Annotated in this window: 10 protein-coding genes; 9 read left to right on the plus strand and 1 reads right to left on the minus strand. The window is 50.2% G+C overall.

The genetic code is table 11. The features are described from left to right. Positions 1–2: 2 nt before the first annotated feature. The 9 genes from NCTC9997_RS03165 to NCTC9997_RS03200 all read left to right on the plus strand — a co-directional run bounded on the left by NCTC9997_RS03165 (position 3) and on the right by NCTC9997_RS03200 (position 12,263). Positions 3–3,578, plus strand: a complete 3,576-nt coding sequence (locus NCTC9997_RS03165) for a phage tail tape measure protein (protein ID WP_064977286.1) — start codon at positions 3–5, stop codon at positions 3,576–3,578. Between the two features lie 47 nt (positions 3,579–3,625). Then, entirely contained in the window at positions 3,626–3,961 is a 336-nt protein-coding gene (locus NCTC9997_RS03170) for a phage tail protein (RefSeq protein ID WP_167550118.1), read from the plus strand. A gap of 17 nt (positions 3,962–3,978) precedes the next feature. Then, positions 3,979–4,662 carry a phage minor tail protein L gene (locus tag NCTC9997_RS03175; RefSeq protein WP_139800009.1) on the plus strand — a complete coding sequence of 228 codons (684 nt, stop codon included), beginning with the start codon at positions 3,979–3,981 and terminating at the stop codon, positions 4,660–4,662. 6 nt (positions 4,663–4,668) lie between these two features. Next, complete coding sequence (locus tag NCTC9997_RS03180; protein WP_064977288.1) at positions 4,669–5,400, plus strand: C40 family peptidase; 732 nt, start codon at positions 4,669–4,671, stop codon at positions 5,398–5,400. Continuing rightward, positions 5,337–5,900 carry a tail assembly protein gene (locus NCTC9997_RS03185; RefSeq protein WP_064977289.1) on the plus strand — a complete coding sequence of 188 codons (564 nt, stop codon included), beginning with the start codon at positions 5,337–5,339 and terminating at the stop codon, positions 5,898–5,900. Before NCTC9997_RS03180 ends, NCTC9997_RS03185 begins: the two co-directional genes overlap by 64 nt. Before the next feature lie 4 nt (positions 5,901–5,904). Next, positions 5,905–9,495 carry a TipJ family phage tail tip protein gene (locus NCTC9997_RS03190; protein ID WP_064977290.1) on the plus strand — a complete coding sequence of 1,197 codons (3,591 nt, stop codon included), beginning with the start codon at positions 5,905–5,907 and terminating at the stop codon, positions 9,493–9,495. Positions 9,496–9,581: 86 nt separating this feature from the next. Further along, entirely contained in the window at positions 9,582–11,558 is a 1,977-nt protein-coding gene (locus NCTC9997_RS03195; protein WP_071849673.1) for a prophage tail fiber N-terminal domain-containing protein, read from the plus strand. A gap of 267 nt (positions 11,559–11,825) precedes the next feature. Then, the gene (locus NCTC9997_RS15145) at positions 11,826–11,996 is read left to right on the plus strand and encodes a hypothetical protein (protein ID WP_167550119.1); all 171 of its coding nucleotides are present in this window, start codon (positions 11,826–11,828) and stop codon (positions 11,994–11,996) included. 9 nt (positions 11,997–12,005) lie between these two features. Then, the gene (locus NCTC9997_RS03200; protein WP_064977293.1) at positions 12,006–12,263 is read left to right on the plus strand and encodes a hypothetical protein; all 258 of its coding nucleotides are present in this window, start codon (positions 12,006–12,008) and stop codon (positions 12,261–12,263) included. Between the two features lie 609 nt (positions 12,264–12,872). Here the strand turns inward: NCTC9997_RS03200 and NCTC9997_RS03205 are convergent. Continuing rightward, a complete protein-coding gene (locus tag NCTC9997_RS03205) occupies positions 12,873–13,724 on the minus strand; it encodes a MurR/RpiR family transcriptional regulator (protein WP_010862389.1) in 852 nt (283 codons plus the stop codon). Positions 13,725–13,833 lie beyond the last annotated feature (109 nt).

A 13,833-nucleotide genomic window follows, 5' to 3' on the forward strand; every position in this document is an offset into this window, starting at 1 on the left:
CTATGTCTGATATTGCCAGTTTGTCTGTGGCGCTACGCCTCAATGCGGCGACCTATCAGCGTGATATGTCTGACGCATTTCAAAACACGGAGCGGAAGGTTAAGGCCACTCACTCTACGATTGACTCTGCCGCGAAAGAATCTGATGCGTGCTATAAGCGGCTGCGGGATAGCATCCTCGATGTTTCTAAATCATATGCCGGCATGCTGGTGGCTGGCGTTACATTTGACCGCGTGATCAGTGATACGCGCGGTTATACCAAATCTCTATCCGACCTGTCAGCGATCACCGGCGCTACCGGTGAACAGTTGGCTTTTTTGGATAAGCAATCTCGTTTGATTGGACAAACCACCACGCTATCTGCCTCTCAGGCTGCTGAGGCATTTAAGCTGATGGCATCGGCCAAGCCTGATTTGCTCGAATCCAATGAGGCGCTGACGAAAACCACGAAAAGCGCAGTGACATTGGCTGAGGCGGCCGGCATGACGCTGCCGGATGCAACCAAGGCACTGGCGTTGTCGTTGAACCAATACAGTGCCAGCGCAGAGCAGGCCGATCGCTATATCAACGTATTGGCTGCTGGGGCCAAATACGGTTCATCAGAGATTCAGGAAACCACTGAAGCTATCAAAGGTGGTGGTGTTGCTGCCGCACAAGCGGGAGTGCCATTTGAAGAGCTGAACGCGGCAATTCAAACACTGGCCAAGTCTGAAATCAAAGGGAGTGAGGCCGGTACCGCACTGCGTAATATCCTGCTGATTTTAGATACTGCGACAGACCGAAACCTACGACCGTCGGTCGTGGGGTTATCTGGTGCCCTAGACAATCTGGGGAAAAAGAATATGGGCACCGCCCAGATGGTGCAGATGTTTGGGCGGGAAAACATCACCGCAGCGTCTGTTCTTGTTAAGAACAAAGAGTTGATGAAAGAACTGACCAACCAGTTAACCGGTACATCAACCGCTTATGAACAGGCATCGGCGCGTACAGATAATCTTGATGGTGACATTCTTTCTCTTAACTCTGCGGTAGAGGCGTTATCGCTGACTATTGGATCGCGCTTAAATGATTCAATGCGTAGTGGAGTACAAAGCGTATCAGAATCAGTTAATTACTTGAATGCTAACTTTGAAAGCATTGCTAGTACTGCAAGCAATGTTGCTTTACCTGCAATGGGCCTTTTGGCGCAACAGGGTTTTATCCGTGTGGTAAATAGTTCTCGCGATGCATGGCGTGCAGGCAGTGAATTGGCGGCTAAAAACATAGAGTCAGCTGCGAGCTTTCAGGCGAAATCCGCCGCGGCGGTGATGAGCAGTGAGAGCCTGCGAGCTCAAGCTGTGGCGGAGCGTCAAGCTGCTCAGGCGGTGCAAAGTAATCTGGCTGCACAGTTGGCGGCAGCGCAATCAGAGAAAACCAGAACAGCCATTCGTACGCAGATGGCTGCGCAGTCAGGAGCTATCCGAACTGCATTGTATGCTGAGAAACAGGCAATCGATGCGCACACAGCAGCACTGATTCGCAACGAGACTAGCACATTGGCATTGCAACAGGCGCAGCGACAGGCAACTGTGACGGGGCGGATATTTGCATCAGTGGCTAACGCGCGCAATGCTGCGCTTGCTTTTGTCGGTGGTCCGTTAGGGCTTGTAACTGCTGCATTAACGGTTGGTGCGGCCGGATGGTATAGCTATGCAGAAAACACTAAACGAGCTAACCAAGAGCTGATTGATTTTGCCGGTAGTGCTGATGTGGCTGTCGATAAAATCAGGAAGATGAATGATATCGAGCTGGGCGCGTCGGCAGCAAAACTTCGCCAGGCAATTCAGATTCAGACTCGTGAAGCAAAAGAGGCAGCCCAAGAGGTCGAGCGTCAACAGCAAGCGATGCAGCGGGCCAAAGGGCTGACGGAGTCTCCGGAGTTGCAGCAGATGTATGCTGATCGGCTTGCGGTGCTGAAAGAGAAGCTGGCTAAGGCCAATCAGCAACTATCGCAATCCGAGTCGACGCTGCAGATGATCACTGCGCAGCAGACGCAAGGTTTGGCGGATAACTTTGTTGAGTTGGATAAAAACAACCAGCAAACCGGTATTGCTGCGCGTTTGCAAGCTAAGGTGAACGAGGTTATTAAAACCGGCAATGGTTTGTTGCAGGAGCGCATAGCGCTTTCAAACACGCCAATGATGTCTCTGTCTGCTGGTGCCGATGAGTTACTGTCAAAGCTGCAGCGAGAAGCTGAGCTGCTCAAAATGACAGATAAGCAGCGCTATGTTGCTCAGTGGACGGATAAGCTACCTGATGCGACGCCAAGAGAAGTGCAGCTAATCAAACAAAGCGCAGAGGCGCTTTTTGATCAGCAGGAGGCGATAAAGGCTAGCAATAAAGCCAAGCAAGAGGGGATCCGTTTATCGAAAAGTTTGGCAAAAGAAGCGCAGGAGGAAATTAAGCGGATCCGCGAAGAGTCCATGAGCCGAGTGGCTCAAATTGCCAACCATGAGCAGCAGTTGCTGAATAAGATTAAGGGCTATGAATCACAAAAAGTCATCAGCACCTTAGAGTCAGAGCGTTTGCGAACGCAAATTCAAGTCAATGCGGCACGCGAGCGGCAATCGCTTATCGGTAAGTATTCGCCGATGGCAGCAATACGCCAAGAGATGGCCGACTCGTTAAAAGAAATTAAGGAGTTGCAAAAGCAGTTCCCTAATGACTTTTCAGCACAAGATGCGCAGGAGGCAATGACAAAGGCAAGAGCTGATTCGCTTCGGCGTATCATGCGTGAAAAGTCGGAGTCAGCGGTTAGTGCATTGGATGGATTGCAAGGTGAGTTTGACCCGCTTAAAGCGTTGCAAAATGAGATGGCAAAAAAACAAGCTCTCTATGAGGCCGGATATCGCAATGAGCTGATGACCAAGAAGCAGCACCAGTATCTGATGAAGCAATTATCTGAGCAAGGTGCCGCACAGGAACTTGAGATTCAGCAGAATATGTTCAAGTCTCAGTCTGCATGGCATGCGGCATCACTCAATGCCATTAACGCAGTAGCCGACAGAACGGCTAACTCGGTAACCGGTCTGATTATGGGAACGCAAAGTTTGGCGGATGTTATGCGTAGCGCATCAGCCACTATTTTGCAGACCATGGTTCAAACGTTGATGGAGGTTGCGGTAAAAACGTGGGTCGCTCGTAGTGCAATGTCATTCTTCGGCTTTGGTGGTGGCAGTATTGGCGCTGCTACTACGCCTGGGCTAGGTGATTTGATACCGGAGATCCCGAAGTTTACTGGATATCATGACTCTGGAGGTTACATCCCTAGTGGCAGTTTTGGGATTGCTGGGGAGGTGGGGCCAGAGTTTGTCATGGGGCCGGCTCAGATTGTTAGTCGGCGTGATACGGCTCAGATGCTAGGCAGTGGCCAGCGTACGGTACAGATCACGTTGCACAACACGTTTCAAACGTCCGGTGACGGTGGCCTGCAGTCACAGCTATCGTCGTGGTCTGAGGATATGAAACAGCAAATGTATCAAATAGCCCAAATGGCCATGGTTGATGAAACTAGGCCAGGAGGAATTTTGGCAGGATAAAGTTTAGCCCCGTCTATATAGTCGGGGCTTTTTTTATGGAGGCTAATGTGGCGTTACATACTTTTGGCTGGGCTCCGCGTTCTTCCATGGAGGCCAATCACGAGCCACGTGTTAATGCGGTTAAGTTTGGCGATGGTTATGAGCAGCGCAGTCCAGACGGGATAAATCATCGGCTGGCCAAGTACCGCGTTGAGTTTCGAGGTACGAAGGACCGCATTACGGCTATACATGATTTCCTGTTTGATCATGGTGCCGTGCGTGCGTTTTTGTGGACGCCGCCGGATTCATGGCAGCAAGGCCGGTATGTATGTCGGAAGTGGTCACGTAAAAGCTACAACACCTATGCCGAAATCAGTGCGGAATTTGATGAGGTGGTGCAGTGAGAGACATTAGCAATGCCATGATTTTTGAAACAGCACGCATTGAGCAAGATGCGTTGCTTGTTTTATACGATGTTGATATGTCGGCATTTGGCGGTGATGTATACCGCTTTTATGCCGGAATGACAGAGCTACGGCAACCGGTTGTGTGGCGTGGGCAAACCTATGTAGCCTTTCCTGTTTCTGGCTCTGGTTTTGAGGGAAATGCTAAAGGTACCAGTAATCGCCCGAAGCTTACTTTGGCGAATGTGGGTGGACTTCTAACGGGGTTGAACGCTGAGTTTGATGATTTGGTTGGCGCGATAGTAACGCGTCGGCAGGTGTATGCCCGATTTTTGGATGCCGCAAACTTCCCGCAGGGGAACGTGAATGCGGATCCTACGCAAGAGGTGGTGTTGCGCTTCGAGATTGAGCGCATGATTGAACAAACGCGCGAGACCGTTTCTTACGAATTAGCACTACCTTGTGAGACTGATGGTGCGATCATCCCCTGTCGCCCAATTCTCGCGGACGTTTGCCCAGTTGAATATCGCTCGGCTGACTGCGGGTATACCGGCGGACCGGTCGCCGACATCAAAGATAATCCAACCTCAGACCCTGCATGCGATCGCTGCGGCAAACGGCTAACCAGCTGCAAGCTCCGGTTTGGCGCTCACAATCCTCTGCCGTTTGGTGGTTTTCCGTCTGCAGCGAAATTCAGGTAATCCATTATGGATAAACAGCAGATTTTGGCTCATGCCTTGGCATGTGAGCCACAGGAGTCGTGCGGCTTTTTGCTCAGTGATGACTGTTACTATCCCTGTGAAAACGTGGCAGCAGATCCACTGAGCACCTTTGAGATAGCCCCGCAAGCATGGATTGATGCCGAGCTGCATGGACAAAGCGTGGTAGCCCTTGTGCACAGTCATCCAGATGGAGTGCCATGGCTGAGTAGTGCTGATCGGCATATGCAGTTACAAACCGGTGTGTCGTGGATCGTCGTGTGTAATGGTGAGCTGCATGAATACCTACCTGTTCCCGCTCTGGCTGGTCGCGTCTTTGCTCATGGCTCAATGGACTGTTATACCCTGATGCGCGATGCCTATCACCTGTGCGGGATCCGCTTGCCTGAGTTTGAGCGGGCAGATAATTGGTGGCATACCGGTACCGAACTGTACTTGGAGAACATGAGTGCCACTGGGTTTTATCAAGTGCCGGCAGATCAGGCTCAGCCGGGCGATATTTTTCTTATCCATCTAGGTAGCTCTGCTGCAAATCATGCCGCGGTGTATCTCGGTGATCAGATGATCCTGCATCACACACCTAATCATTTTAGCCGTCGCGACCCGTTTGGTGGGTTTTGGGCGCGCTACCTTCATAGTGTTTGGAGACATGAACAATGGCCATCGTTCGGTTGTATGGCGATTTACAACGATTTGGCCGCCGTTTCGATTTATCCGTAGCCACGGCGGCAGAGGCGGTGCAGTGCCTGACTTGGCAAATTCCAGATTTACGAACGCATATTCAAAATGGCCGGTACCGGCTGCGTATCAACCGTGACGATATCGGTGAACAGGATTTGGTCACGGGCATGACAAGTCCATTACCGGCTAGCGCGGTAATTCACATCGTGCCGGTGGTGAGTGGTGCCAAGAACGGGTGGTTTCAAACTATTCTCGGCACGGCCTTATTAGCGGCGTCTTTCTTTACGCCGTTTTCGTTTATCTCTGCCGGTGTCTATGCCGCGATGGGGACTATCGGTGCATCCATGGCGCTGGGCGGTGTGGCCTCATTGTTGACGAAGACGCCGACATTGCAGAGCCGGACCACCGATAACGGCAAAGAAAACACCTACTTTTCTAGTTTGGATAACACTATTGCACAGGGTTCGTTCGTCCCGTTGCTGTACGGGGAAATGATGACCGGTAGCAAGGTGTTGTCACAGGGCTTATCAACGGAGTAAAGCGATGGGTAAGGGCGGCGGGAGTCAGCATACTCCATATGAAGAACCGGATAACCTCAAATCTCGTCAGGTATTGTCACTGATTGATCTGATTTCAGAAGGCCCGATTGAGGGGCCGGTTGGTGGATTAAAAGGTGTATTTCTCAATGATACCCCTGTGATCAGCGCATCCGGAGAGGCAAACTTCAGTGGCGTGAACGCCGAGTGGCGCTCCGGCACGCAAGCCCAAAGTTATCTGTCCGGTTTCCCTGCGGTAGAAAATGAAATCCGTGTTGATGTTGAGGTAAAGGCGGGTAAACCGGTTGTCCGGAGTGTTACGGATCCGGATATCAACCGCGTGCGCGTGACCGTCGGTGTGCAAGCGCTTCTGCAGATGGAAGATGACGGCGACATGTATGGCTCGACAGTTGAAATGTCGGTGCAGTTACAGTCCTCCGGAGGCAGCTGGTTTGAGGCGCAGAAGGTGGTGATCAGCGGTAAAACTCGCAGCACCTACCTGCGCTCGGTAATACTCGATAATTTGCCAGCACGGCCATTCAATATGCGAGTGGTTCGCTTAACAGCAGACAGTACCTCTTCAAAGTTGGAGAACCGTACGCTGTGGTCAAGTTATACCGAAATCATTGACGCCAAACTGACGTACCCGAATACAGCAGTGGTCGGGATGCAAATTGATCCGGAACAGTTTAGCGGAGGGGTTCCGCGTCGGACTTATTTGATGCGTGGCCGATTGGTAAAGGTTCCGGATAACTATGACCCGTACAACCGCACCTATACCGGCCTGTGGACGGGGAATTTCAAAGTTGCCTGGACAAATAACCCCGCGTGGATTTTCTATGACTTGGTGACCTGCGAACGAGCAGGCCTTGGGAAGCGGCTAGGAGCATTTGGCGCAGATAAGTTTGCGCTCTACATGATTGGCCGTTATTGCGATGAACGGGTGGATGACGGTTACGGGAATAAAGAACCCCGCATGACCTGTAATGTCTATCTGGCCGATGCACGCAAAGCTTATGACGTGATCAGCGATTTGGCTTCGGTATTTCGCGGGATGCCGGTTTGGGATGGGTTATCCCTGACTTGTATTCAAGACCGGCCAGCAGATCCGGTATGGATGTATACCGAGGCGAACGTTATCGATGGGCGCTTTACCTATCAAAGCAGTGCACGCAAAGCACGACATACCGCAGTCCACGTCCAGTACATCTCTCCGGATAACGCCTGGCAGACACAGATAGAGTATGTTGCCGATGATGAGGCTATTGCTCGTTATGGTCTGAACGTCCTTGAAGTCTCGGCATTTGGTTGTACTTCACGCGGCCAAGCGCATCGCACCGGAAAGTGGATATTGGAAACCGAGCGCCTCGAGCGTCAATCCGTATCCTTCTCGGTTGGCCGTGATGGTCTGAAACACTTGCCCGGTGACATTATTCAAATTGCTGACAGTGGGTATGCAGGGATCCGCATTGGTGGGCGCATTAAAAAGGTGATCGGTCAGAATGTGCAACTCGACCGTGATGTAGAGTTGCCAGAGATTGATCATGGGGCTACGGCATATCTGACATGGATTGGTGCCGATGCAAAGCCGGTCAGGACTCAGATATTCAGTCACCCATCTACCGATACCGTGGTTCTGGGCGAAGTGCCGAACGGTATGTGTGCCGGTGATATCTGGACGCTTTCGCGTGACGATATTCGTCCTCGGCTGTTTCGCTGCATCAAAATCACGGAAGAGAAAACGGATACTGCGACGCAATTCAAAATCGAGGCAGTACAGCACGAGCCGAACAAAGAGGCGGTGGTTGATGCTGGCGCTGTATTTGACCCTAAACCAGACACGATTTTCGGCGGCAAAATCCCACCCGTTGAACACCTGAAGATTGATGCTTTCCCCTATGGTGACAGTTATCAAATCAAGATGCGTTGGGATACGCCCAGAGTCATGGAGGGAATTAGCTTTGAAGTGCGACTGAGCCGTGCTGATAAGTTGCACCTTCGCGACACAACAACCGATCCGGAGTATGTCTGTTACGACTTACCTTTGGGCGACTATACCGTTTCTATCCGCGGTAAAAATGCCGGTGGTCAGTTAGGCCAAGAGACGGAAAGTACCTTTACGATTGCACCACCAACCGCACCGACATCCTTATTGCTCAGATCAACCAACTTCAGTGTTACCGCTCGCCCTGTGATTCAGCCACCAACCGCGCTGGGTACGCAGTATGAGTGGTTTAAGGGTATGAGCCGTGCGGAAGTTGAAGCGATGAGCGACCCGCTTGGCCGCGCCATGATAGTCAACGATCAGGAGTGTGTTCCTGATACTGAATATTGGTATGGCTGCCGTGCGGTGAACGGGGTGGGAAAATCTACCTTGGTGATCGCGAACATCAAAACCAAGCTTCAGCCAGAGGACATTCTCGACCTTATCGGCCCTGAAATTCCCAAGCTGGACTGGGCGAAAGACTTGTCGCAGATGGTGGAAAAGAACAGTTCAAACATTGTTCTGCTCTCCGATCGGGCGGCATTAGTCGTCAACAAGGAAGGGCGTGTATCGGGGATTACGGTCACGGCTGAAAGTGAGGCGAGTGCGGTAGATTTTCTGGCTGACTTTGTTTCGTTTACCGATCCGGACACGCTGCAGCGTAACCTCTATTGGGATAACAGGCGGCGAACGCTGGTGGTGAAGGGAGAATTGCGGCTGCTGGATGGTACCGCGATATCGAGTAAAAACGATCTGGGGAATGGAGCTGGAGGTGTATTTCGTCTGCGCACCGAAACCGGCGTGTTCCCTTCTGATGCTCAAACAGCTAATTCACTATTTACCTCAGCCTTTAATACGTTGCCCGGTAAGGACACCGTCTTTACGGTGTACGCGCTGGACGGTAACGGCCATATCACGCGCACAGAATCACGGATGTATGACGGTAGAGAGTGGGTGGTACCGAAGCTCTTTATGGATGGTGACCTAATCGCGCTGGGAACAATTAAAGGCGATCGGCTGGTGGCTGGTACGGAAATTTACTCACCGGTCATCAAATCAGGGTTAGTTGAAGCGGCAACGATACGTAGTAATGCCTTTCCGCCTGCATTCGAGCTGTTGCCTGATGGCACACTAAATGCCCGTAAGGCGAACATCACCGGTTCAGTTAATGCGACTTCTGGGCTGTTCCAGAATGTCGTGATTGATGAGTCATGTACCGTGAAGCGGCTTTATGCAGACAAAATTGTCGGGGATGTGACGAGGGCGTATACGCTTGGGGCAGTAGGGCACGGGGCCGGCTCAACTCTACCTGCATATTTGAGCATTAATATTCCGGCATTACCGCGTAACAGTTACATATCCATACCTGCGTTCGCTGTGTTTGGCACGATCAACTATGGTGATACACCGGTTGTTGCTAACTATGGCGTCAGCATTAATGGCTCCAATTTTGGTGCTACAGCCTCTGGATACAGTGGATGTGTTGATATGGGATCGGCGACGGTGCTTATTCCCGCCAACACGCCAATTACCGTTTCAATTAGTGCTCGTGTGGCCAACACACAAAATACATCTTGTCGCAGTATGCCCATCGTTATTTTGCAGCACTTTTAATCCATTTAATCTAAGACAGAACGCAGACACCACCTGTAACTAGGTGGTGTTTTTGTATCTGTACGTCGGACAAGCGAGCTTTTCTTATGTACTCAAAAATTCTCATTTCTGGGCGACTGGTGGAGCCAGCCGATGACAAGCCACGTTCAGGTGTAACGTTGACGCTATCCAGCGTAAAAAACAGCAGCGTTGTACTCAAGCATTCAACTTATCGTTGTGTCACTGGAGGCAATGGAGAATACAGTTTCAGGGCAGCGCCTGGCACTTATGCTGTAGCGGTGAGTGTGTATGGGGCTGAACCTGAGCGGGTTGGGCAAATTAGTGTGTATGCCGATTCATCACCCGGCGATTTGAACACATTCCTTATGAGCCCTGGTGAGGATGATCTAACACCGGAAATTATCCGGTTGGTAGATAGCATGCGCAGCGAAGCTGTGAAAGCGGCAGAGTCAGCAAAAAACAGTGAGCAAATAGTCACTCAATCAGCAAGTGATGTTGCGGAGCATGCCCAGCAAGTTGCATCCGATAAGGTCGTAGTGGCGCAAAAAACCACGATAGCCACAGATGCTGCGGCAACAGCAGTAGCCGCTAAAGAGCAAACGGCTAAAGATGCAGCGGTTACAGAGCAGAACCGGCAGGTAACAGAAACTAAGGCACGAGAGGCTGCAGTGTCTGCAGGCGAGGCAAATAGCGCGCGTGACAGTATCGTTAATGATGCTGCAGACGTTCGCGCCAAGGCTAAGCAGGTAGCTGATAATACGGTGTCCGTGGCCAATAACACCGCCGCAGTTCAACGCAATACCGATCAGGTTGCGCAGAATACGCAAACCGTTAGTGTCAAAGCTCAGCAGGTATCAGAAAACACACAATCCGTTGCCGCTAATACACTGTCTGTTACTCAGATGCGTGATGAGGTTGCAGCTAAAACCAGCATGGCGCAGGGCGCAGCAGATACCGCGACACAGAAAGCTGCATCCGCCGCAGGTCATGATGCAGCAGCAGCAGAGTATGCACGCCAAGCACAGGAGGCGGCGCAAGCAACAGCTGGAGCTCTGATTGATGGCGGTGCGGTTAATTTGTCTGGCGGGGTATACCCACAGCCTGTAATGGTCGGTAGTACTAAGCGGCCAACTTTCTGGAAGGTTACTACTGGCGGTGTTGTTGGCGGTATTGATTATGGCGTGGGTGACACGCTCGTTTACACCACATCTGATGGTGGCAGTTATTACAAAATTGACAATACCGAGTCTGTCACTAGCGTTCAGGGTGAAAAGGGCGCAGTGACCTTAACGCCGGGAAAAATTGGGGCAGAGCCAGCTGGCGCAGTCTCGGCCGGAATCAAACAGCATGAAACAAAGAGTGCGGCTCACAATATTAGTGGTATTTATGGGCTGGATGAGGCGCTGAGCGGGAAGGTGAGCAAGATTATACAGCTTGCGCCTAGAGCTGATTTGAATGCTGTGACCGATACCGGATTCTATCGGCTAAGTTCGTCTGCCGTGAATGCCCCTGCGGGGTTTTCGGTTGCTTATGGGTTGTTACAGGTCATCCGAGGTAATGATACGATAACTCAAATCATTGCTGGTTATTCAGATGGTCGCAGGGCGTCACGCTCAGGCAGTCCTGCTGATATTGGTGGTACCGGGAAATATACTCAGTGGTATGAAATTTATGCTCAAAATAGCATTTTGGGGCAAGTGTCACAGCTTGCCGGAGTTCCAACTGGCGCAATTATAGAGCGTGGTTCAAATGCAAATGGAGAGTATGTAAAGTGGGCTGATGGTACGATGATATGTTATTGGCGCGCTAGCTTCTCCACTTCTTGTTCAAGCCCATATGGAGCAGGGTTATATACAGGTAGTGTTACATGGACGTTTCCTGCTCGCTTTATTTCCTCACCAATTACTCCGCCACCAGGTATTAGATTAAGTACAGGAGCATCATGGTCGGTACCATTTAGCGCTACACCCACAGAGGCAAATTACTATGTAGTTGATGCAGCAAGTAGGCCTGCTGGGACTCAGGCTGAGTTTGTTGGTTTTGCTATTGGCCGCTGGTATTAATTACCGCGAGTTTGTGTCTCATTGTGTTTGAGCTCTTATTGTTTCTTGGAAAAGGATGGTTGAAGTTATGTATTAAGGTAAAACCAATTATGTAGGGGTTAATAGTATAAATTAGCGCTCAGTGTTGCATACGTGCGTAAAAATTGTTATGCGAGTGCGTTGTTGGAATAATGCGCCGATCACGTTTTTATTATTTCACTGATGATTTCATTAAGTTTAATTATTATCATTTCGGTAATGACAATTGTTTTTTTATCAGGTGAGTATATGTCAACGAAACAAAAGCTCAAGAGAGCATTAAACGAAATTGATGATGCACAGAGAGCGTTGGTGAGAGCAAGAAACATATCACCTGAGAACCAAGATATTCGGCGTGCATTAAATGAACTAGAGGGCGCTGAATTAAATATAAAAAGAGCAATCCGAGAGTTAGATTAAGGAGTTAGAATGACTCAGTTACTAGGCGTTAAAATTTTCCGTACCATTAATATCCCAATTCATGGTCAAATGTACACAATTCATTTTGCTGAATCTGGCAGTGATCGAGATAACTTTATATTTGTTCGAAATGATGACACCGGAAAACAATCAAGGTTTGAGTTTAGTAAGGAGACCGTCGATGATTATAAAAAAGCTAATGACGAAGATCTTACTCAACAAGTGTTAGAGATCATTGGCGGTGAGGTTGTAGCGGGTCGTATATAAATTTAGGAAAAATCGCTACACGGAGCATTGCTTGTGTAGCGATTAGTATCATAACTTTAACTTTGGTGTGGTGAGTAGGCATGGGTTACGCCCAGTGAGCGTAATAGCATGTTCTGCTATGCTGCTGGTGGCTCAAAATGTGCAATCACCTGCATGATTTTTGTTTGTACATACACTTGTACATAATGAATGAGCGAGTAGCTTGATGAAGCCAGAAGCCGCTGAAATAGGGAAGAGAAGAACCTTTGCAATTATCTCTCACCCAAACACTAGATAAAAAGCAGTGAGTGTGAGGCTTTTTGTGTTGCTTAGCTGTGCAACACAAAAAATAACACACGATTTTATTGCATTGAATTTAAATAGTTTTTGGTAAATGTTCACACATATCGCATTAATGCATTTGTCAGTGATTAGTAAAGCCATGGGAAAACTTCTTCAAATTCAGTATATAAACGACACATGCCGCATATAAGCATCGTACCGAGCATCCGTTATGCTTGGCGGGCTCTTATCAGTATGGCCTGTTTTGGCCGGCGCACTGTAGCATAAAAGCCGCATCGACCACAGCGCAGGCACTTTTTTCTCTGTCTTGAGTTTTCTTTTCGCGGATCACACCAGTTTTTTCACCAGCGCTTCACTGTGCAAAATGCGGTGCCGAGCATTGCCCGCATCTTGCTGCACCATGCCCATAAACAACAGATCGGTCAGTGCCAGCTGCGCGGTACGCGAGAACATAGCCGCACTGCGCACGGTCTGCTCATCGGCCACTGTATAGAGGCAATGCGTCGCCAGTTGTTGCAGGCTATTGGGCTGAAAGCCGGTTAACGCTAAGACCTGCGCTCCTTGCTGGCGCGCTTCTTGCGCCGCCAGATTGACCTCGCGTCGCTCGCCGGAAAAAGAGATTGCCAATAGCACATCATCTGCGCTCAAGGTTTGCGCAATCGTGAGCTGAACGTGGGCATCCGTTTCGCACAACACGTTGATCCCAATTTTCAGTAGCTTATAGCTGAGATCTTTGGCGACCAAGCCCGAAGAGCCGATCCCGCAGATCTGGATCCGTCTCGCTTGCAGCAGCAGCTGAACCGCTTGAGTCAGCGCCGGATCGTCGTTCAGTTGCAAGGTCGATTGCAAAGTCCGGATGTGTTCGGCAATCAATTTATCCGCCACCCGCGGCAGCGGATCATCACTGCGGATCTGGTTATGCAGCGTTACGCTGTCAGCTTGCGTTTCGCGGCGGATCACATCATCCCCCAAGGCTAAACGCAGCTCGGTAAAGCCGCGATAACCGAGTTTTTGGGCAAATTTCACCACGCTGGATTGGCTCACTTGCGCCGCTTCCGCCAAGGCTTTCGACGACATCTGACGCGCCTGCGCGGGAAATTGTTGCAGGTAATCCGCCAATTTTTGTTCGCTAGCCGGCAGTGACGCATACAGCTGCTGTAGTTTGAGAAGACAACTCATCGGGACTCCGTCTGCGGCAGAAGCGGGAATAAGGCCGACCTTTGTCTGTCGTACCTTTTATTATAACAAAATGATTATTAACGATAATTCGTCTTAACGACACCCGTTG

This window comes from Plesiomonas shigelloides, from assembly GCF_900087055.1.
GTDB classification, from domain to species: domain Bacteria; phylum Pseudomonadota; class Gammaproteobacteria; order Enterobacterales; family CAMTGL01; genus Plesiomonas; species Plesiomonas shigelloides.

Bases quoted from the DNA above. Each gene is read 5' to 3' on its own strand.
- NCTC9997_RS03165 (WP_064977286.1), top strand. From the start codon at position 3: ATGTCTGATATTGCCAGTTTGTCTGTGGCGCTACGCCTCAATGCGGCG.
- NCTC9997_RS03175 (WP_139800009.1), top strand. From the start codon at position 3,979: ATGATTTTTGAAACAGCACGCATTGAGCAAGATGCGTTGCTTGTTTTA.
- NCTC9997_RS03180 (WP_064977288.1), top strand. From the start codon at position 4,669: ATGGATAAACAGCAGATTTTGGCTCATGCCTTGGCATGTGAGCCACAG.
- NCTC9997_RS03185 (WP_064977289.1), top strand. From the start codon at position 5,337: ATGGCCATCGTTCGGTTGTATGGCGATTTACAACGATTTGGCCGCCGT.
- NCTC9997_RS03190 (WP_064977290.1), top strand. From the start codon at position 5,905: ATGGGTAAGGGCGGCGGGAGTCAGCATACTCCATATGAAGAACCGGAT.
- NCTC9997_RS03195 (WP_071849673.1), top strand. From the start codon at position 9,582: ATGTACTCAAAAATTCTCATTTCTGGGCGACTGGTGGAGCCAGCCGAT.
- NCTC9997_RS15145 (WP_167550119.1), top strand. From the start codon at position 11,826: ATGTCAACGAAACAAAAGCTCAAGAGAGCATTAAACGAAATTGATGAT.
- NCTC9997_RS03200 (WP_064977293.1), top strand. From the start codon at position 12,006: ATGACTCAGTTACTAGGCGTTAAAATTTTCCGTACCATTAATATCCCA.
- NCTC9997_RS03205 (WP_010862389.1), bottom strand. From the start codon at position 13,724: ATGAGTTGTCTTCTCAAACTACAGCAGCTGTATGCGTCACTGCCGGCT.